14 protein-coding genes and 1 pseudogene are annotated in these 19,364 nt (G+C 72.9%); 7 read left to right on the forward strand and 8 right to left on the reverse strand.

The genetic code is table 11. The features are described from left to right. Positions 1–176: 176 nt before the first annotated feature. Positions 177–557 carry an STAS domain-containing protein gene (locus BKI49_RS16465; protein ID WP_095935043.1) on the reverse strand — a complete coding sequence of 127 codons (381 nt, stop codon included), beginning with the start codon at positions 555–557 and terminating at the stop codon, positions 177–179. A gap of 387 nt (positions 558–944) precedes the next feature. Between BKI49_RS16465 and BKI49_RS16470 the strand changes: the two are divergent. Next, positions 945–1,525, forward strand: a pseudogene (locus BKI49_RS16470) (sigma-70 family RNA polymerase sigma factor). Continuing rightward, positions 1,522–3,078, forward strand: a complete 1,557-nt coding sequence (locus tag BKI49_RS16475; protein WP_257004827.1) for a zf-HC2 domain-containing protein — start codon at positions 1,522–1,524, stop codon at positions 3,076–3,078. The pseudogene BKI49_RS16470 and the gene BKI49_RS16475 overlap by 4 nt, the downstream one beginning before the upstream one ends. A 50-nt stretch (positions 3,079–3,128) precedes the next feature. On the opposite strand, the gene purU is transcribed toward BKI49_RS16475, so the two are convergent. Continuing rightward, positions 3,129–4,013 carry a formyltetrahydrofolate deformylase gene (purU, locus tag BKI49_RS16480; RefSeq protein WP_095935044.1) on the reverse strand — a complete coding sequence of 295 codons (885 nt, stop codon included), beginning with the start codon at positions 4,011–4,013 and terminating at the stop codon, positions 3,129–3,131. A gap of 78 nt (positions 4,014–4,091) precedes the next feature. Further along, entirely contained in the window at positions 4,092–4,592 is a 501-nt protein-coding gene (locus tag BKI49_RS16485; RefSeq protein ID WP_095935045.1) for an SCO4402 family protein, read from the reverse strand. 117 nt (positions 4,593–4,709) lie between these two features. Here BKI49_RS16485 and BKI49_RS16490 point away from each other — a divergent pair, with 117 nt between their 5' ends. Continuing rightward, positions 4,710–6,008: an ABC transporter substrate-binding protein gene (locus tag BKI49_RS16490; protein ID WP_095935046.1), complete on the forward strand. Its 1,299-nt coding sequence runs from the start codon at positions 4,710–4,712 to the stop codon at positions 6,006–6,008. A 34-nt stretch (positions 6,009–6,042) separates the two neighbouring features. On the opposite strand, the gene BKI49_RS16495 is transcribed toward BKI49_RS16490, so the two are convergent. After that, complete coding sequence (locus tag BKI49_RS16495) at positions 6,043–7,920, reverse strand: hypothetical protein (protein ID WP_095935047.1); 1,878 nt, start codon at positions 7,918–7,920, stop codon at positions 6,043–6,045. A gap of 232 nt (positions 7,921–8,152) precedes the next feature. Beyond that, positions 8,153–9,538 carry an NsdA family TPR-like regulatory protein gene (locus tag BKI49_RS16500; protein ID WP_095935048.1) on the reverse strand — a complete coding sequence of 462 codons (1,386 nt, stop codon included), beginning with the start codon at positions 9,536–9,538 and terminating at the stop codon, positions 8,153–8,155. Between the two features lie 438 nt (positions 9,539–9,976). Between BKI49_RS16500 and BKI49_RS16505 the strand changes: the two genes are divergently transcribed. The 3 genes from BKI49_RS16505 to BKI49_RS16515 all read left to right on the forward strand — a co-directional run bounded on the left by BKI49_RS16505 (position 9,977) and on the right by BKI49_RS16515 (position 13,108). After that, positions 9,977–10,618 carry a bifunctional DNA primase/polymerase gene (locus BKI49_RS16505; protein ID WP_095935049.1) on the forward strand — a complete coding sequence of 214 codons (642 nt, stop codon included), beginning with the start codon at positions 9,977–9,979 and terminating at the stop codon, positions 10,616–10,618. An 88-nt stretch (positions 10,619–10,706) separates the two neighbouring features. Then, the gene (locus BKI49_RS16510) at positions 10,707–11,498 is read left to right on the forward strand and encodes an ABC transporter ATP-binding protein (protein ID WP_095935050.1); all 792 of its coding nucleotides are present in this window, start codon (positions 10,707–10,709) and stop codon (positions 11,496–11,498) included. Then, positions 11,495–13,108, forward strand: coding sequence for a transporter (locus tag BKI49_RS16515; protein ID WP_095935051.1), 1,614 nt, complete (start codon positions 11,495–11,497; stop codon positions 13,106–13,108). The genes BKI49_RS16510 and BKI49_RS16515 overlap by 4 nt, the downstream gene beginning before the upstream one ends. Positions 13,109–13,603: 495 nt before the next feature. Here BKI49_RS16515 and BKI49_RS16520 read toward each other — a convergent pair whose 3' ends face one another. After that, positions 13,604–14,473 (reverse strand): alpha/beta fold hydrolase, encoded by an 870-nt coding sequence (locus tag BKI49_RS16520; RefSeq protein ID WP_095935052.1) that lies wholly within the window; start codon positions 14,471–14,473, stop codon positions 13,604–13,606. 746 nt (positions 14,474–15,219) lie between these two features. After that, a complete protein-coding gene (locus BKI49_RS16525; protein ID WP_095935053.1) occupies positions 15,220–15,912 on the reverse strand; it encodes an iron-dependent transcriptional repressor DtxR in 693 nt (230 codons plus the stop codon). A gap of 332 nt (positions 15,913–16,244) precedes the next feature. Here BKI49_RS16525 and BKI49_RS16530 point away from each other — a divergent pair, with 332 nt between their 5' ends. Beyond that, a complete protein-coding gene (locus BKI49_RS16530) occupies positions 16,245–17,000 on the forward strand; it encodes an SIS domain-containing protein (protein WP_095935054.1) in 756 nt (251 codons plus the stop codon). Positions 17,001–17,192: 192 nt separating this feature from the next. Here the strand turns inward: BKI49_RS16530 and BKI49_RS16535 are convergent, their stop codons facing one another. Then, the gene (locus BKI49_RS16535; protein ID WP_095935272.1) at positions 17,193–18,575 is read right to left on the reverse strand and encodes a PAS domain-containing protein; all 1,383 of its coding nucleotides are present in this window, start codon (positions 18,573–18,575) and stop codon (positions 17,193–17,195) included. Positions 18,576–19,364 lie beyond the last annotated feature (789 nt).

The following is a 19,364-nucleotide window of genomic DNA, read 5'->3' on the forward strand; positions in this document are numbered from 1 at the left end:
TGTGTTCGGACCGCCTTACATCTCAGCCGGTCTCCTGTCTGACCGGACTGGGGTTCATCTGGGACGGAGCGTACGACGCCGGACCCGCCGCGGGCACGGGAAAACGACGGTTGTACCAAGACCGCGGGAATTCTGGGACAACTGTGTGGCACCGGAGGACCCCGGGGTGGAACACATCACGCCGACAGGGGGCTGGATTCCTCGTCGACGGCGGAGGTCACGTCCGGGTACACGTCGAAGAGCCGGCGCACGCCGAGGGCGCCGAGGACCCGGTTGACGTGGGAGCCGTCGAGCGCGCCGCGCGCGGGCAGGATCAGTCTCAGCCGGCCCCGGCAGGAGCGGATGAGCCGGCGGGTGGCGATGAGGACGCCGACACCGCTGGAGTCGCAGAAGAAGACCTCGGAGAGGTCGAGGACGAGACTTCGCCGGCCCTCGGCCACCGCGTCGTGCACCCGCTGGCGCAGGACCGGTGACGTGACGAGATCCAGCTCGCCCGACACCCGGAGCACGGCCCACTCGCCCTGTTCGCCGTCGGTCACCTTGAGCGTCACCGCCACGCCTCTCGCTCGCCTCGCCCAACAGAAACGGAAGCAGTCGCTTCGCTTCCTTCCAGCGCGGCTGCCCAGCCGTCGTTCCATGAAACACCGGTCCGCACAGGAAGAAACGACGGTCCACGGTCGAAAATGTGAGAGGAGCGAGCCTTTTCGGACGACTACGGTCTCCTTCGGTCGCGTTTTGATCGGATTCGATAGGGAAGGCGACCTGCCTCTACCATCCGCGGCCTGTCCAGGGGCGCGTATTGGCCCAAAGGGGCGTGCGCCGTCAGACGTGCCGACTACATTCGAGACAGCCGTGCACACAGGCTGGACAGGAGCAGGACGCACACAGGCACACGCACGGGCGACAGGGACGGGCGCCGGCACGACCAGGGGTGAGGGGGCCGCATGGCGAAGAGGGACACACCGCCCCGCTGGGACCGCAAGATGCAGCAGCGGCTCGCACGCGGGGAGGCCGCGGCGCTCGGTGAGCTCTACGACCGGTTCGCTTCGCTCGTGCACGGTCTGGCCCACCGCGTGCTCGGGGACGAGCGCGCGGCCGACGCGATCACCCGCGAGGTGTTCACCCACGTCTGGGAGAACCCCGAGGGGTACGACCCCAAACAGGGCCCGCTGCGCTCCTGGGTGGCCACGCTCACCCACCGCCTCGCCGTCCAGCGACTGCGGGTGAACGAGACCGCCGCCCTCGCCCGGGGCGGCCACGGCACCACCGAGGAGCTGGAGCGGAAGGTGCGCAGCGCGTCCGTCGCGGCCCGCGCGGACTACATCGTGACGTCCATGCCGGCCCCGCTACGGGCCGCGCTGGAACTCGCGTACTTCCAGCGCCGGGACTACCGCCAGGCCGCCGCCGACCTGGGCGTCACCGAGGACGAGGCCCGCCGCAGGCTCCGCCTCGGGCTCCAGCTCCTGTCCACCGCCCACGACGCCGGCCCCACCGGCGCCCGCCCGAGTACGGGGGTGCGCGGTGAACGGGCGACCCGACCGGTTCGAGGCCTTCGACGAGCACGAGGCCCACGGGCCCGACGCATACGGGCACGACGGACGCGACGGACACGGACACGGCGCGCTCGAAGCACATGCCGCGCACGACGGACGCGACGACCGGGAAGAGGCCCCCGACGCCGGCCCCTGGGAGGACACGCCCGACGAGCGGACGGACGCCGAGCACGGCACGGACGCCGGCGCGGCACCGCACGACGGGCCCGGCTCCTCCGCGGGCGGCGGCTCCGCCGGCCCGGGCGGCCCCGGCTCCCCGGAGCACGGAGGCGCCGCCGGACAGCCGGACGGTCCCCCGCGCATACCGCTGCCCCGCTCCTCGGTCGAGGACACCGGACTCCCGCTGCCCGACCCGGTCCCCGCCACCGCCCCGGCGCCGCTCGTCCTCGACCACCGGGTGCTGAAGTCCCTGCTCGGCGCATGGGCGCTGGCCGCCTGCTCGGCGGAGGAGACGGTGGCCGTCGAGGAGCATCTCGGGGACTGCGGCTCCTGCGCCGACGAGGCGCTGCGGCTGCGCGAGGCGGTCGGGCTGCTGCACCCGCCCGAGAGCCTCGACCTCGATCCGACGCTGCGCACCCGTGTCCTGGAGAGCTGCCTCGACCGGCGCCCGCCGCGCATCCCGGTGCCCGACTGGGCGGCTCCGTACGACGCCGAGACCGCCCGGCTCGACGCACTGCTCCAGGACATCGGGGGCGCCGAGTGGCATGCGCCGGTGCGGCTGCGCTGGTTCGCCGCCGACCGGCCGGTGAGCCGCCGTACGACGGTCGCCGGGGTCATCGCGCACCTGCTGAGCGTCGACGGGCTCGTCGCGACGGCGCTCGGTCTGGAGGACCCGCTCGGCCCGGCCGTCCCGAAGTCCGCGGACCCCGCCACCCCGGAGGGCCGCACCGAGGCGTACTGGCGTGCCTCGCACTTCCCGCCCACCCGGGCCGTGCGCCTGCCCTGGCGGGAGCAGAGCCACCACCTCGTCCGCACCGTGTCGTTCGCCGTCGAGGGGGCGTCGGCGGCCGAGGCCGGGACCGGCTCGGGCGGGCTCACCGTGGCGTACGGCGGCTTCGGGCTGCCGCTGAGCGACGCGATGCTGGACCGGGCCTTCGAGTGCTGGGTGCACGCGGGCGACATCGCGGACGCCGTCGACTACCCGTACGAGCCGCCCGCGCCCCGGCATCTGCACAAGATGATCGACCTGGCCGCGCGGATGCTGCCCGCCACCCTCGCCGGGCGGCGGCGGGCGGGGCTCTCCGAGGCCCCGGCCCGTCATCTGGTCGCCGCGGGGGCGCCGGGGCGCAGCCTGCGCCTGGAGATCGAGGGGTCCGGGGGCGGTGAGTGGATGATCCCGCTCGACTCGCCGGGCGCGGTCGGTTCCACGGAGCGGGAGGTGGCCCATGTCGCGCTGGACGGCGTGGAGTTCTGCCGCCTCGCCGCGGGCCATGTCTCCCCGCAGGAGGCCGCCGCCGGTCAGGACGGCGACCGCGAGGCGATCAGGGACGTGCTCTTCGCCGCGGCGTCACTGAGCCGGATGTAGTCGCCGAGCCGGATGCAGGGGTGAGACCCCTTGCGACGGCCCGAAACCCCCTAGGCGAAGACCACCGTCCGGCGCCCGTTCAGCAGGATCCGGCGCTCCGCGTGCCACTTGACGGCCCGCGCCAGCGCCTGGCACTCCACGTCACGGCCGATGGCGACCAACTGGTCGGGCGTCACGTCGTGGCCGACCCGCTCGACCTCCTGCTCGATGATCGGGCCCTCGTCGAGGTCGGCGGTGACGTAGTGCGCGGTCGCGCCGATCAGCTTGACGCCCCGGGCGTGGGCCTGGTGGTAGGGCTTCGCGCCCTTGAAGCTCGGCAGGAAGGAGTGGTGGATGTTGATGATCCGCCCGCTGAGCTGCTTGCACAGATCGTCGGAGAGGACCTGCATGTAGCGGGCCAGCACGACGAGTTCGACGTTCTCGCCGCGGACCAGTTCGAGGAGCTGGGCCTCGGCCTCCGCCTTCGTGTCCTTGGTCACCGGGATGTGGTGGAAGGGGACGTCGTACGACGCCACGAGCTCGGCGAAATCGGTGTGGTTGGAGACCACGGCGGCGATGTCGACGGGCAGTGCGCCGATCCGCGCGCGGAACAGCAGGTCGTTCAGGCAGTGGCCGAACTTGCTGACCATGAGGACGACCCGCATCCGGTCCTCGGCACGGTGGATCTGCCACTCCATGTGGAAGGAGTCACCGATCGCCGCGAAACTCGCCCGCAGTTTGTCCACGGTCACCGGCGCCTCCGCCGAGAAGTGGACCCGCATGAAGAACAGTCCCGTGTCGTGGTCGCCGAACTGCTGGCTGTCCTCGATGTTGCAGCCGGTCATGAACAGATAGCTCGACACGGCGTGCACGATCCCCTGCTTGTCCGGGCAGGAGAGGATCAGGACGTACTGCTCGGCGGCGGGTGCGGCCCCGCGGACGGACTGCTCATTCATGCAGCACAGGGTCCCATACCAGACCCACGGAACGGGCAGCCGTCCCGCCACACGGACGCCGTCGGGGCGTGGCGGGCGCTATGCCGAGCGCGTCAGGATGCGCAGCACCTCGAGCGTGCGCGGCGGGGCGTCGGGGTCCTCACCGTCGCTCGCCGCCAGCCGCACGTGCGCGTCGCGCGCGGCGCGCACGGCCTCCGGCCACGCGTGGTGGTCGAGGTACGCGGAGACCGGCGCGTCGGGTCCGACCTGGTGCATGATCCGCAGCACGCGCAGCACCGCGGTGTCGACGAGGGCCGCCTCCTGGGAGTCCCGGAATATCGTGCCGACGTACTTCTCTGCGGACCAGTTGTCCAGCCAGGTGTCCTCGACCAGGCGGTACACGGCGTCGGTGACGTCCCCGTACCCGTCGATGCCCGCGAGCCAGACGTCACGCTGGAACGCGGGGTCGGAGAGCATGTGCAGCGCGGAGCGCACATTGCTGCGCCAGCGCCACCACGGCATGTCGTTGAGTGGCATGCCGCCCATGGTGGATGAGCGACGGCCGCGACGGGAAGAGTTCTCCGAACCTTGCACGGTCATCGATCGTACGTTCCCCGCGAAATCCGGATCACCGGCCCCCGTAATTCACCTCTGTGTCACCTTCCATTGACCACGGGTCACTCGAAGGTTAGTGATGTGACGGAATCGTGCGTGTCCATGACCGGCAGTCGGCGTACGCGCACCAGCTCCTCCGTCCTCCCCCGGCCCCTCCGGGCCACGCTGCTGTCCGCGGGCGCGCTGGCCGCGTGTGCGTCGATCGCCGTCGGATGCGGGGTCATCCCTGGTGCCACGGGGGGTTCCGGGGACGACTCCGTCACCGTCATGACCTGGGCGCCCGAGAAGACCGCGGCGACCAACAAACCCGGCATGCCCGCCATGGCGAAGGCCTACGCCCGCTGGGTCAACGCGCACGGCGGGATCAACGGCCACCCGCTCAAGGTCCTCACCTGCAACGACCACAACGACGCCGTGTTCGCCGCGCAGTGCGCGCAGCGCGCGGCGAAGGAGAACGTCGTCGCGGTGGTGGGCTCCTACAGCCAGCACAGCCGGGACTTCCTCGCTCCGCTGGAGAGCGCGGGCATCCCGTACATCGGCGGCTACGGCGTCACCGACGACGAGTTCACCAGCCCGCTGTCCTACCCCGTCAACGGTGGCGAGCCCGCGCTGCTGGCCGGGCTCGGCGAACAGCTCGGCAAGAACTGCGGTCCGGTCGCGCTGATCCGTCCCGACACCATCGCCGGCGACCAGCTCCCGGTGCTGCTCGACTCGGGCCTGAAGTCGCGGTCCCACTCGGCCGCGGCGGACCAGCGGGCCGCCGAGGACGCGACGGAGTACGCACGGCAGACGCAGCAGGCGCTCACCCACGCCACCTCCGACCCGGCCGAGCGGGGCTGTGTGGTGCCCGCGCTCGGCGACCGCACGGACACCTTCATGGACTCCTTCCGGCGCGACCGCCAGAACTATCCGAAGGTGAGCACGGGCACGGTGCTCGGCAGCGTCGACCAGTCGCTGATCGACGCCACGGGCGGCAAGTCCAGCCCGTACGAGGGTTCCTACGTCACCGGCTGGTACCCGCCCTCGAACGACTCCCGCTGGGACCAGATGCGCTCCGTGATCAAGGAGCAGGCCTTCGGCGACAACCGGATCGACCCCGCGGACGCCGGAGTGCAGACCACCTGGATCGCGTACACCGTGCTGAAGGCGGTCATCGAGTCGCTCGGCGACCAGAAGGTGACCTCACTGGCCATCCGGCGCGCTCTCGACAACGGGCTGAAGGTGACCACGGGCGGGCTCACCCCGACGCTCAGCTGGCGCTTCGAGGACCTGATCGCGGCCGTCGACTTCCCGCGCCTGGTCAACGCCGACGTCACCTTCCAGGTGGTGCGCCAGGGTCTGCTGACCTCGGAGCGGCGCGGGTTCGTGAACGTGTCCAGGACGCTGGAGAACGCGGACTGAGATCCCCCGCGCCCTCCCCGCCGTCAGGGACGGCTCACAGCTGGATCCGCGTCCGCTGCGTCAGTCCGTACTTGGACGCGATGGAGTTCCACAGACGGGCGGCCTTCTCCTTCTCCGAGGAGGCCGTGCCGCTGGCCCGGGTGGCCGCCTGGGTCTGCCCGGTCTCGCGGGCATGGCCCTTGCGGCAGCCCTTCTTGCCGCCGACCTGGTCGGCCCAGGCCGCGTAGTGGTTGTCGGCCGACTGAGAGGCCTTCCAGGCGTTGGTGAGCGCGGTGGACAGCGCGGCGTGGTTCGGGAGCTTGTCCATGGACAGCGCGCCGAGCCGGGTGACCAGCTCGCCCCGCTGCTTGGCCGCGTCGCGCAGGTCGCTGGCCGCCTGGTCCAGGTTGTTGCACGCCCTCACGTTCGCCACGGCCTTGATCACCGAGTCACGGCTGTTGCTGCTGTCCGCGAGGAGCTTGTCCAGCTCGACGGCCTGCGCCTTGACCGGGTCCGCGGCCGGCGACGCCGATTCCTGCGTGGCGGGAGCCGTCGCCGACACGGTCTTGCTGCCGTCGTCCTTGGTGTCGGAGTCCCCGCCGCCGCTGAGCAGCGCACCGGCGCCGACGCCGAGCACGGCGATGCCGATGCCGATGGCCGCGATCAACGGGACGCGCGAGCCGCTGCGACCGCCGCGACCGCCGCCACCCCCCTCCGAGTCGGGGGTGCCTCCGCGCCGGGCGGCGGCCCGGCCGCCCGGGGCGGGTGACGCGTACGGGGCCTGCGCGCCGTACGGGGCCTGCGCGCCGTACGGGGCCTGCTGGGCCGAGGGGTCGAAGCGCGGCATCTGCTGCGTCGACGCCGGCCCCTCCGGCTCGCTGCGGAAGAGGTTGTCGAACTCCGCCGGGGGCTGCCGGTCCTCCGGCCCGCCCGGACGTATGCCGTACGGCTCTGACCCGGGCTGCGCGGGAACGGAGGCCATGAACTGGGTGGCCTCGGCGTCCGGGTGCCCGGCGGTGGGCAGCGGCCCGGCCTCGGGGCCGCCCTGCGGCGCCCGGCCGAGGAACTGCGTGGCGTCGCCGGCCGGCATCTCGGGCGGCAGTGCCCCCGGGGCGACCGGCGGGATGAACTGGGTGGCGCCCTCGTCGGGCGTGGCGGGGACGGGCGGGATGAACTGGGTCGCTCCCTCGTCACCGGCCGGGGCGGGCGGTATGTGAGGTATGTACTGCGTGGCGCCGTCCACGGCAGCGGGCGGCAGCGGCGCGGAGGCCGGCGCCCCGGGGGCACCATAGCCGTCGGTGGCCTGCGGGAGAGCCGCGCCGGGGTTGCCATAGCCGTCCGTGGCCTGCGGGAGAGCCGCGCCGGGGTTGCCATAGCCGTCCGTGGCCTGCGGGAGAGCCGCGCCGGGGTTGCCATAGCCGTCCGTGGCCTGCGGGAGAGCCGCGCCGGGGTGCTGCACCGGGGGCGGGTAACCGTACCCGCTGCCCGCGTGCCCGCCCGGCGCCTGTGGAGCGGCGCCGCCCGGCACGCCGAAGGGCGCCTGCGCGCCCTCGGGCGGCAGCGGGCCCGCACCGGCCGGCGGCTGCGGCAGGTATCCCTGCGGCTGCTGGGCCGCGTGCGCGCCGGAGGCGGCCCAGCCCTGGGAGGAGTCGGAGGTGCCCCAGTCGGAGGCGGGCGCGGACGGAGCCGGCGGCTCGGCGGCTCCCCATGCCTGGGCGTCGTTCTCGGGCGCACCCCAGCCCTCGGCGCCGCCGGGCGCGGGCGCGGCCGACTGGTCCGGGCCCCATGGCCGGCCCCAGGCCTGGCCGCCCGCCGGGGTCGCGGCGTCGCCCGCCGTACCGGGCAGCAGGGGCGCGCCACCGTCGGAGGGCAGCACGATGCCTTCGCGCGCGGGCCGCGCCGAGGGCTCCTCGCCCTGTCCGCTCTGCGTCACCGGGACTCCTACGAATGGGGGACCTTCGGAATCGTCGGCTCACGCTACCGGGTCCCCACAACCCGGTGCCACGCAGCACGGGACGTGACGCCCGCCCCCTGTGACCCGGGTAACGAATCCGTCCCGCGCGGCGCTGTATATGGCTCCTTTCTTCACCACCGCGTCCGTTTCCCCGCCGTTCACGCCCGGGCGGACCGTGCGTTCATGTCGCCCGCACGCCCCGCCCTCGGGCTCACGCCGCCGCCTGGAGGTCCATCCGCGCGCCGAACTCCCGGACCACCGGCTCGTCCCGATACGGCTCCAGCCGCTGCTGGAGGTCGTCGAGATACTCCGCGCCCCGGTTGGAACGCAGCGTGCCCAGCAGCTCCACGGCGCGCATCCCGGTGTGGCAGGCCTGCTCCACCTCGCGCTGCTGCACCTGCGCCGTGGCGAGCAGCACATAGCCGATCGCCCTGCGCCGGGCCCGCGACTCGGGGTGCCCGGCGAGGGACTCCTCCGCGCACCGCGCCGCCGCCTCCGCCTGTCCCAGGTCGCGGTGGCAGTGCGCCAGCTCGTCGGCGAGATAGGCCTCGTCGAAGTGCGCGATCCACGTCGGGTCGTCCCCGGAGGCCGCGTCCGCACCCTCCAGCGCGGTCACCGCGCGCCCGGACGCCAGCTGGGCGGCGCGCGCGTCGCCCATCAGCGCGTGCCCGCGCGCCTCCGCGGCGTGGAACATCGACTCGGCTCGGGGCGTCACCCGCCCGCGTGCGCCCTCCTGCGCGGCGCGCGCCAGCTGCGCGATCTCACGCGGGTTGCCGAGCTGTGCGGCCAGATGACTCATGGACGCGGCGAGCACATAGCCGCCGTACCCGCGGTCGCCGGCCGCCTGGGCGAGCCGCAGGGCCTGGATGTAGTAGCGCTGGGCGAGCCCCGGCTGGCCGGTGTCGACGGCCATGTACCCGGCGAGTTCCGTCAGCCGTGAGACCGCGGCGAACAGGTCGCGCCCGACCGCCTCCCGGTAGGAGCCGGCGAGCAGTCCGGACACCACGCTGTTCAGGTAGTGCACGACCACCGGGCGCACATGCCCGCTGCCGTACTGGTGGTCCAGGTCGACGAGCGCCTGGGTCATCGCGCGGACCGCCGCCACGTCCGAGAGCCCCACCCGCGGGCCCGCCGAACGCGCCACCTGGGCGTCCGGCGCCGAGATCAGCCAGTCCCGGCTGGGTTCGACGAGCGCGGAGGCGGCGACCGAGGAGCCGGACAGGAAGTCCCGTCGGCCCACGTCGCTGCGCCACAGCTCGCAGACCTGCTCGATGGCGCCCAGTACGGTCGGCGAGAACTGGAGGCCCACGCCGGACGCGAGGTTCTTGCCGTTGGCCATGCCGATCTCGTCGATCGTGACCGTGCGGCCCAGCTTGCGTCCGAGCGCTTCCGCGATGATCGCCGGAGCCCGCCCGCGCGGCTGCTGTCCACGCAGCCAGCGCGCCACGGACGTCTTGTCGTAGCGCAGATCGAGACCGTGTTCCGCACCGCACATGTTGACCCGGCGCGCGAGCCCGGCGTTGGAACAGCCCGCTTCCTGGATGAGCGCCTGGAGCCGTTCGTTCGGCTGCCTGGCGATGAGAGGCCTTGCGGCCATGGCGTACCCCCTGCTCTCCGGCGGTTCGCCTCCGGGGCGTGCCGACCGGTGCCGAGTGAGCGATCGCGCTCGGGCCCCGCGGGCCCTTGCGCGTCGTCCCTCGCACCGGCACGCCCCTTCGACTCACCCGCCCGTGGCTGCGGTGCCTGCCCACGCACCGACGTGACGTGTCTTCAGCGGCCGACCGCACCGAAAGAAGTCGGCCAGGAAGATCAATGCCCCGCAGACATGCCGAAGATGCGAGACATGTGAGGTTTGCCGGGGTAAAGGCGGTTGCCGACCCCACCGCTGCCTACCCACTCCCCGCGGTCGTTCCTCCCGCGCGCCCCCACACGTGCATCCATGCGCCCCAGACGCGGAATCGATGCTCCTCCCCCGCGCGTGTGCCCCCCGTAACCCGAGGTGGACCCGGGAGTTGAGTTCCACGTGGAAAAGACCATGGCAGGCACCGAGTCCGCACATATCCCCCAGCAGCGTGGCGAATCGCTGCAGGAAACCGCCGTGCGCTATGCCGATGAACGCCACTGGGACGTGGTCCCCGGCACCTGGCTGGAAGCCGTCGACGGGGTGCAGCACTGTTCCTGCGGCGAGCCCGCGTGCACCTCACCCGGCGCGCACCCGGCGCGCGAGGACTGGGCGACTCAGGCGACGGGCAGTGCGACCGTCGCGCGCCGGCTGTGGTCGAAGCAGCCGGCGGCCTCGATCCTGCTGCCCACGGGGCGGACGTTCGACGCGATCGACGTCCCGGAGACGGCCGGTTTCCTCGCCCTGGCCCGCATGGAGCGCATGGAGCTGACCCTCGGTCCGGTCACCTGCACCCCGGACCGCCGCATGCACTTCTTCGTGCTTCCGGGTGCCGCCGCGAAGGTCCCCGACCTGGTGCGGAAGCTGGGCTGGCCGCCCGCCTCCCTCGATCTGCTGGCACTCGGCGAGGGCTCGTACGTGGCCGCCCCGCCCACCCGTTTCGGTTCCCGCGGCGCCGTGCAGTGGGCCCGCCGCCCCACGCCCGCCAACCGGTGGCTGCCGGACGCGGAGGAGCTCATCTCGCCCCTGGCGTACGCGTGCGGACGGGACCGGTAGCACCGCCGACCGCCTTGCCCGCCACCGCCGTTCGGCGCCGGCGGGCGCACGGCCGTCCGCGGTCGCCGCACCCACGTAGGGTTCTCGCATGACCGAGGGAGCAGGGGCCGGTGTGCCCGCCGTACGCGTACAGGGGCTCTGGAAGCGGTTCGGGGAACAGATCGCCGTCGCGGGGATCGATCTGGAGCTGCCCGCGGGCCGGTTCATCGGGCTCGTCGGCCCGAACGGGGCCGGCAAGACCACCACGCTGTCGATGGTGACCGGGTTGCTCAGGCCCGACCAGGGGACCGTCGAGGTCGTCGGCCACGACGTGTGGCGCGACCCGGTGGAGGTGAAGGCCCGCATCGGCGTGCTGCCCGAGGGGCTGCGGCTGTTCGAACGGCTCTCGGGGCGCGAACTCCTCGCCTACACGGGCCGGCTGCGCGGTCTGCCCGGCGCCGAGGTCGACAAGCGCGCCACCCAACTCCTCGACGTGCTCGACCTCGCGGGCTCCCAGCACAAACTCGTCGTCGACTACTCGACCGGCATGCGCAAGAAGATCGGCCTGGCCTGCGCCCTCCTGCACAACCCGGAGGTCCTCTTCCTCGACGAGCCGTTCGAGGGCGTCGACCCCGTCTCCGCGCAGACGATCCGCGGTGTCCTGGAGCGCTACACCGGCTCCGGCGCCACGGTCGTGTTCTCCTCCCATGTGATGGAGCTGGTGGAGTCGCTGTGCGACTGGGTCGCCGTGATGGCCGCGGGGCGCATCCGCGCGCACGGCCCGCTCGCCGAGGTCCGCGGCGGCGCGCCCTCCCTCCAGGAAGCCTTCCTCGAACTGGTCGGCGCGCAGGGCCGCATCGCCGGGGCCGATCTGGACTGGCTGGGCGGCGGGGCACGATGAGCGCCGCGGGCGGCGTCTCCGCCGCATCGATCACCCCCGTCGTCGTACGGCTGAAGCTGTCGCTGCTGCGCAACGGGCTGCGCCAGTCGGCCGGCCGGCGGGCCGCGTACATCTCCTCCGTCGTCCTCGTCCTGCTCTTCGCCGCCCTTCAGCTGATCGGCCTGATCGCACTGCGCGGCAACACCCACGCCCCCGCCGTCGCCCTGCTGCTGGTGGCGCTGCTCGCACTCGGCTGGGCCGTGATGCCGCTGTTCTTCCCCAGCGGCGACGAGACCCTCGACCCGACGCGTCTGGTGATGCTGCCGCTGCGTCCGCGCCCGCTGGTACGGGCGCTGCTGGCGGCCTCCCTGGTCGGCGTCGGGCCCCTCTTCACGCTCTGTCTGCTGCTCGGCTCGGTGATCTCCGTGGCGCACGGCGCGGCGGCGTACGTCACCGCCGTCGTCGCCGTGGCCGTCGCCCTCCTCGTCTCCGTGGCCCTCGCACGGGCCGTCGCCGCCGCCAACATCCGGCTGCTGTCCAGCCGCAAGGGCCGTGATCTCGCGGTGCTCAGCGGTCTGGTGATCGCGGTCGGCGCGCAGCTGGTCAACTTCGGTGCGCAGCGGCTCGGTTCGGCGGGCGGTCTGTCGCAGCTCGACCCCGTGGCGGACGTACTGCGCTGGGTGCCGCCCGCCTCCGCGATCGGCGCGGTGGACTCGGTGAGCGACGGGTCGTACGCGACCGGCGTGGTCCAACTGCTGCTGGCCGTGGCCGCCTTGGCGGGGCTGCTGGCACTGTGGTCCCGGCATCTGACCCGTCTGATGACCTCGCCGGACGGTTCGACGCTTCAGGCGGCCGAGCCGGCCGCGCGGGAGAAGGGGGCGTCGGGAGCGGCCCGGCTGCTGCCGTCCGGGCGCACCGGGACCGTCATGGAGCGCAGCCTGCGTTATGTGTGGCGCGATCCGAAGACCAAGGCGGCATGGGTGACGTCGCTGGCCATCGGGCTGATCGTGCCGGTGTTCAACGCTCTCCAGGGCACCGGTTCGATCTACTTCGCGTGCTTCGCCGCGGGGATGCTCGGCATCCAGATGTACAACCAGTTCGGGCAGGACACGTCCGCCTTCTGGATGGTCGCGATGACGATCTCGTCCACTCGGGACGCGTACGTCGAGCTGCGCGGGCGTGCGCTGGCGCTGCTGGTGATCACCCTGCCGTACGCGACGCTCGTGACCGTCCTGACGACGGCGATGCTCGGCGACTGGCCGAAGCTGCCGGAGGTGCTCGGTCTGTCCTTCGCGCTGCTCGGCGCGATGCTGGCGACCGGCGCGTGGTCCTCGGCGCGCTTCCCGTACTCGATCCCGCAGGAGGGCTACAAGAACGTGGCCCCGGGGCAGGCGGGCCTCGCCTGGATCTCCGTCGTCGGCGGCATGGTCTCGGCGGCGCTGCTCGCGGCCCCCGTCATCGCGCTCACCATCTGGCTGAACGTGACGTCGGGCGGCGACGACTGGAGCTGGCTGGTGCTGCCGCTGGGCGCCGGATACGGGGCCCTGATCACGGAGCTGGGGCTGCGGATGGCGGCACCGCGGACGGCAGGGCGGCTGCCGGAGATACTGGCGGCGGTCAGCAAGGGCTGAGCCACGGGCCGGCCCCGGTCCTGTGCGGCCGGTACCGGTCCCGTGCAGGTCGGCACCGGTCCCGTGCAGGTCGGCACCGGTCCCGTGCAGGTCGGCACCGGTCCCGTGCAGGTCGGCACCGGTCCCGTGCGGCCCGAAGTGGCGCCCTGGGGGCGCCCTGACGCGGACGCTCCGCCGCGGAGCACGGACGGCGGACGACGGCAGGTCCGGGGCGCGGCCCCGTCACGGGGCCCGGACGCGGGCCGGGATGCGGGCCGGGACGAGGTCGCGGGTACGGGACCACTCAGATGCGGGCGCCGCCCGGATACGGGCGCCGAGGCCGGTGCGGGACGCAGGGGGTTTCGTTTGGATCAGGCCGGGTCCGCGGCGCCCGGCACGGCACCTCGCCGCGTTGTCGGACCACCCGAGTACGCCCAGTACGCAGGTGATCCTCCGCCTTGCGATGCACCGCACCGGACGCCGCGGACTGATCCGACCTGATCCGAACGAAACCCCCTAGCCGGTGAGGACGCCGTCGAGGAACGGCTCGATGGCCGCGCGCCAGGCCTCCGGCTGGTCGTAGTGCACGAGGTGTCCGGCGTCGGCCACCTCCGCGTACTGGCCGCGCGGCAGGACGCGGACCATCTCCTGGGACTCGGCCCGGCCCAGTTCGCCGTCGAGGCCCCGGACGACCAGGGCGGGGCACCGGACCTGCGCGAGCTCCTCCCAGTGGGCGTCGTACACCCAGGTCTGGCGGGACTTGAGCATCTGCTCCGGTTCGAAGACCGGGCGCCACCCGTCCGGGGACTCGTGCATCACTTCGGCGTAGAACTCGCCGCGGGACGGGTTGGGGCGCTCCACCCAGGGGTCGTCCTCACCGAACCACTTCCGTACGTCGGCGAGGGTGGCGAAGGGCACGGGCCAGGCCTTGAACCAGTCCTCCCACTCGCGCTGGGACGCGGCCCCGAGCGCGGAGGCCCGCATGTCGCAGATGATCACTCCGCGGACGAGGTCGGGGCGCTTGGCGGCGAGCTGCCAGGCGGTCAGCGCGCCCATGGCATGGCCGATCAGGACGGCGGGGGCGAGACCGAGCTGTTCGAGAGCGGCCTCTGCGTCCTCCACATAGGCCTCGCGGGTGTACTCCGCCTCCGGCGGCTTCTCGCTCTGGCCGTGGCCGCGCTGGTCGAGCGCGACGGCACGGTGCCGCTCGGAGAGCCAGCGGGCGGTGGACGCCCAGTGCGAGGCACGGCCCATGAGGCCGTGCAGTAACAGCACGCCGGGCGACTCCTCCGAGGCCCTGGGCGGGTCGGTCTTCGGCGGGTCGGCGAACTCCCAGGCGGCGAGGCGTACGCCGCCCGTTCCCCTCACGTCGATGCGCCGCACCATCGGGCACCCCCCTAGCTCGCTCGGACCGGCTCACTCCCGCTCGAACCGGCCGGTCCACTCGTACCGCTTCCTGCCGCTGCTCCTGCTGGTGTGCTGCTCTACATGTACCCCTGACGCACCGCCACGTTATCGAATGAGGTTTCGAAAATGGGCCTCCTGGCTGCAACACCCCTCATTCGAGTGACCATGTCCCAGGATTGACCGCCGCCGCCGAGGGGAGATCTTCAGCGGGAGGCGGACCGCTCGGGGAAACCGGTCCGAGGGGATTGACCCTGAGAGCTCGGGGCTCCGGGTCAGCACAGGGGAGGACAGGCCCCGGCGCCATGCGGCGCCGGGGCCCTCTCCACGACTACGGCACATCCTTGCGCCCCCTCCCCGACCGCGCACCATCGCTCCCGGACACGGTCAAGAGCCCTCAGGTCATATGCCTCACGCGACAGCCTCGCACGCATACGGTCCCGCCGCTGCGATTCCGCACACTGAATCTTGGTTTCGGCGGGATCGCGGAGACAACACAACTGCCCCTGACACCACGGGAGTTGACATGTCCCAAGCGGATCGGCCGGAATGCGCGGTACACGGGACGGCGTGCGCCCGGGGACCGGCGCGGGGCCGGCCGATGCCGTCCCCGCGCCGGCCCCCGGGAGCTGCCCCTCGCGGGTACCGGTCGCGCCGGCGCCTCCGGTGGGCGGCGCGGGCGGCCCGTCACGGGCACGGGCCCCGGAGCGCCGCCCGGGACGCGGGCGCTAGCGCTTGGCGACGAACACGTGGGAGGCGACGTCCGCCTCCAGCTCGGCGGCCTCACCGCCGCTGCCCACGAGCACCCCGCCCGCCGACTCGGTCACGCTCACCACGGAGCCGGGCTGCACGCCCGCGCGCCGCAGCGTGTACATCAGCTGCGCGTCCGTCTGGATCGGCTCGCCGATCCGGCGGACCACCACGGTCTTGCCGTCCAGGCCCGGGTCGAGCTCGGACAGGGACACCATGCCCTCGTCCAGGAACGGGTCGGCGCCGTCCTTCTCACCGAGCTCCTCCAGGCCGGGGATCGGGTTGCCGTACGGCGACTCGGTCGGGTGGCGCAGCAGCTCCAGGACGCGCCGCTCGACGGCCTCGCTCATCACGTGTTCCCAGCGACACGCCTCGGCGTGCACCTGCTCCCACTCCAGACCGATCACGTCGACGAGCAGGCACTCCGCGAGACGGTGCTTGCGCATCACCCGGGTGGCCAGCCGCCGCCCTTCCTCGGTGAGTTCCAGATGGCGGTCGCTGGCGACCGCCACCAGGCCGTCGCGCTCCATGCGCGCCACCGTCTGGCTGACCGTGGGGCCGCTCTGGTCGAGCCGCTCCGCGATCCGGGCGCGCATGGGGACCACGCCTTCCTCCTCGAGTTCGAGGATGGTGCGGAGATACATCTCCGTGGTGTCGATCAGTCCGGACATTCGTGCCCCTCGATTAGCTCTGCCGGAGACTCGACGGCCCACCGGCGTGTGCGCTGGCCCTGAACTCAATTCTGACGCATACCACTGACAACCGTGCCCGGCCGTCGAAACCGGGCGGTCACGCCTGCCCGCCGCGGCCGTGCGGCCACGGAGCGGGCCGGAGCGACGGACCCGCCCGGACGGGCGGGCGTTGTTGACAGCGCAGTGGTCCAGACCGCAACGTGATCCGCGACACGACAGGAGTACGGCCGCACCGGGACTCCGGTTCAGCCGCCCTTCGGCCGTGCGCGTCGACCCCGACGATACGACGAGACGTGGAAAGGGCTTCGCCGATGAGCGACAGCAAGTTGGCCGGGCAGTTCTTCGACGCCGCGATCGGCCTGCTCCAGCGGGTACGGGACGAGGACGCGGCGGACATCGAGGCGGCCGGCACCCTGATCGCCGACACCGTCGCGGACGGCGGACGGCTGTTCGCCTTCGGCGCCGGGCACTCCTCGCTCGCCGCGCAGGACGTCGTGTACCGCGCGGGCGGCCTCGCCCTGATGAACCTGCTCACCGTGCCGGGGGTCGTGGGCGTCGACGTCATGCCCGCCACGCTGGGCTCCGCCCTGGAGCGGGTCGACGGGCTGGCGAGCGCGGTCCTCGACTGCAGCCCGCTGCGCTCCGGGGACCTGCTCGTGATCATCTCGCTCTCCGGCCGCAACGCGCTCCCGGTGGAGATGGCCATGAACGCCCGCGCGCTGGGGGTGAAGGTCATCGGCGTCACCTCGGTCGCCTACGCCACCGAGACGACGTCGCGGCACGTCTCGGGCACCTATCTGAAGGACCACTGCGACGTCGTCCTCGACTCGAAGATCGCGGTCGGTGACGCGGAACTCACCCTTGACGCGATCGAGGCCCCCTTCGCCCCCGCGTCCACCGTGGTGACCACCGCCCTGCTCCAGGCCGTCATGGCGACGGCGGCGGGCACCCTCGCCGGCCGCGGCATCGAGCCGCCCCTGCTGCGCTCGGGCAACGTGGACGGCGGCCACGACTGGAACAACCGGGTGATGACGGAGTACGGGGACCGGATCTTCTACCGGCGCTGACCCGGCCCGCCGGAGCCCGGGACGGCCTGCCACCGGCACCGCCGCGGCCCGGCGGCCCTGGGAGCCTCCCGGCGGTTCCGGGACCCGTCTCCCGCGGGCACCCACGGGCGGCGGGACCGGCCCGCCCGGCGGTTCGGGCGCCGAGCGCCTCGTCCCGGCGGGCGCACACCGGCCGTGCCGCGGGACCGGGCCCTACTCGCTCCCCAGCAGTCCCTCCAGGTCCAGCGCCATCGCGATCCGTACGGCCACGTCCTCCGCGTACGTGGCGTCCGCGCGCTCGAACTGGCTGCGTCCCGCGCCCCGCAGGAACGTCACGACGCCCAGGGTCCGTCCCCGGCTGCGCAGCACGACGCACAGCGCGTGCACCGAGTCCGGCGGCCACTGGCGGGCCACGGCCCACTCGCGTGCCTGCTCGGTCCCGGCGGCACCCGCGCTGGCCCGTACGGACCCGGCGCGGTCCACGCACTGGAGCGCGGGATGCCCGTCCCCGTAGCGCACGGGCAGTCCCGCCTTGCCGGTCAGCATGCTCGGGCCGGGCGCCCCCGAGGGCGTGGCGGCGGCCCTGACGAGCCGGACGGGGCCTTCCCCGTCGCGCAGCGAGCCACCCGCCACCCGGTCGATCAGCGCGTGGTCGGCGAAGCCGGCGAGCGAGAAGTCGAGGTGGACGGTGGCGGCCTCCGCCGGGTCCTCGCACTCGGCGGCGGCCCGTGCCGCCCGGTGCAGCTGGATGGCGCGGAAGCGCAGCTGAGCCGCCTCCTGCTCGGCCTGCTTGGCCTCCGTCACGTCCTGGAAGAGCCATCCCACGCCGAGCGGTACGGGCTCCTCGGCGAGCGGTGAGGCGAGGCGCAGGAACCCGCTGCGCCAGCAGCGCCGCTTCTCGCCCTCCGGGGTCCGCAGGCTCACCCACATCTCGGCGGGCGCGGGCGGGGCACCCTCGGCGAGCACATGGGTGAGCGCGCCCTCCAGGTCCTCGACGCCCTGGGAGAGCAGTTCTCCGAGGGGGCGTCCGAGCAGGGACGTACGGCCGGTCCCGAGGGCTCGTGCGGCGTGGGCGTTGACGACGGCGGGCCGCAGGTCGGCGTCGACGAGGACGACGCCCCAGCTGGCGTCCTCGAACAGCGCCTCGCTGAGCGCGATGGACCGTTCGAGGTCGATCTGGGCGTGCACCTCGCTGAAGGCGCAGTACACGCCGGCGGGTTTGCCGTCCGGTCCGCGCACGGCGGCGGACTGGGTGCGCACCAGCACCCGGCCGCCCTCCTTGGTCAGCAGGGCGAACTCGTGGACCTGCCGTCCGGGTGCCTCCATGGCGGACAGCAGCCGCGCCTCGACCTCCTCGGCGTCCGCGGTGCGCACCGCCCATCCGGCGAACCCGTGCCGGCCGACGGCTTCGGCGGCGGTCCAGCCCAGGATGCGCTCGGCCTCGCGGTTCCAATGGGTGACGACACCGTCGGCGTCGAAGGCGCACAGCGCCGCGTCCATCCCGTCCAACAGCGCGGCAAGCAGATCCGAACCATCCCGCTCGGGCTCGTCGGGCCCCAGCTCGTCGGTGGTCCCACTACGCCGGGAAGCACTCACCTGGACCCCCTGCAGGCTGTGTGTCCGCACGTACGGCGCGACAGTTCACTCACTGGCAATCATTCAACTCGAACGTGACCCAGCCCACATCGCCTTCCCCAAAGATTGGACGAAATCGTTGTACGCCGGATTTCCGTCCCGCCCGCCCCAGAAACCCATGACTTTCCCGGCCACCGCACCGGGCCTGCGGGAACGCCCGGCACGGGCGCCGCGGATACTTTCCAAAAAAACGGTTGAAGCGTGCGGGATCGGTTCCTAGTGTGTGGTGCACACGAGAAGGGAGGTGGTTCGGCAGATGTATGGAAACCGGACGCGTGAGGTGGCTGCGGGCTAGCGGCCCGTCACCACATCCAGTGCGGTGCCGGACCAGCACGTGAATCGAGCGTGCAGCCGGCCCCAATCCCAAGCAGTCACCCGACCTGTGGGCTCGCCGGTACGTCCGGCCGGCTCCTCCGCCGCGAGGCGGAGGGACCCGAGCCCACAGGTCGTCTGCGTTTCACGGGGCGTTCCGTGCCCGGCATCCGCGTCCGCCGGGCCGCCGGACCCGCGCTCCGCACCCGCCCGCGGGCGAATTCACGGGATGTGAGGCAGGACACACCCGTATCCGAAGGCCCGCAGTACTCTTGGGCCATGCTTCCGATGCTCGTTCGACGCCGCCACGTGGACTTCGTGCGCGTCACGAGCATGGGCTGTCGGCGCTCTGCCTGACCCAGCCCCTCTTCGCACGGCCTCCTCTTCCATTTGGCACCCGTGGCCCCCGCCCCACCCCCGGCGGCCGCCCGGGCACCC

It is taken from the genome of Streptomyces sp. Tue6028 (genome assembly GCF_002300165.1).
In the GTDB taxonomy this organism is placed as follows: Bacteria; Actinomycetota; Actinomycetes; order Streptomycetales; family Streptomycetaceae; genus Streptomyces; species Streptomyces siamensis.

Excerpts from the sequence above, each read along its gene's own strand:
- purU (WP_095935044.1), bottom strand. The coding sequence starts at position 4,013 with ATGAATGAGCAGTCCGTCCGCGGGGCCGCACCCGCCGCCGAGCAGTAC.
- BKI49_RS16485 (WP_095935045.1), bottom strand. The coding sequence starts at position 4,592 with ATGACCGTGCAAGGTTCGGAGAACTCTTCCCGTCGCGGCCGTCGCTCA.
- BKI49_RS16490 (WP_095935046.1), top strand. The coding sequence starts at position 4,710 with ATGACCGGCAGTCGGCGTACGCGCACCAGCTCCTCCGTCCTCCCCCGG.
- BKI49_RS16500 (WP_095935048.1), bottom strand. The coding sequence starts at position 9,538 with ATGGCCGCAAGGCCTCTCATCGCCAGGCAGCCGAACGAACGGCTCCAG.
- BKI49_RS16505 (WP_095935049.1), top strand. The coding sequence starts at position 9,977 with ATGGCAGGCACCGAGTCCGCACATATCCCCCAGCAGCGTGGCGAATCG.
- BKI49_RS16510 (WP_095935050.1), top strand. The coding sequence starts at position 10,707 with ATGACCGAGGGAGCAGGGGCCGGTGTGCCCGCCGTACGCGTACAGGGG.
- BKI49_RS16515 (WP_095935051.1), top strand. The coding sequence starts at position 11,495 with ATGAGCGCCGCGGGCGGCGTCTCCGCCGCATCGATCACCCCCGTCGTC.
- BKI49_RS16520 (WP_095935052.1), bottom strand. The coding sequence starts at position 14,473 with ATGGTGCGGCGCATCGACGTGAGGGGAACGGGCGGCGTACGCCTCGCC.
- BKI49_RS16525 (WP_095935053.1), bottom strand. The coding sequence starts at position 15,912 with ATGTCCGGACTGATCGACACCACGGAGATGTATCTCCGCACCATCCTC.
- BKI49_RS16530 (WP_095935054.1), top strand. The coding sequence starts at position 16,245 with ATGAGCGACAGCAAGTTGGCCGGGCAGTTCTTCGACGCCGCGATCGGC.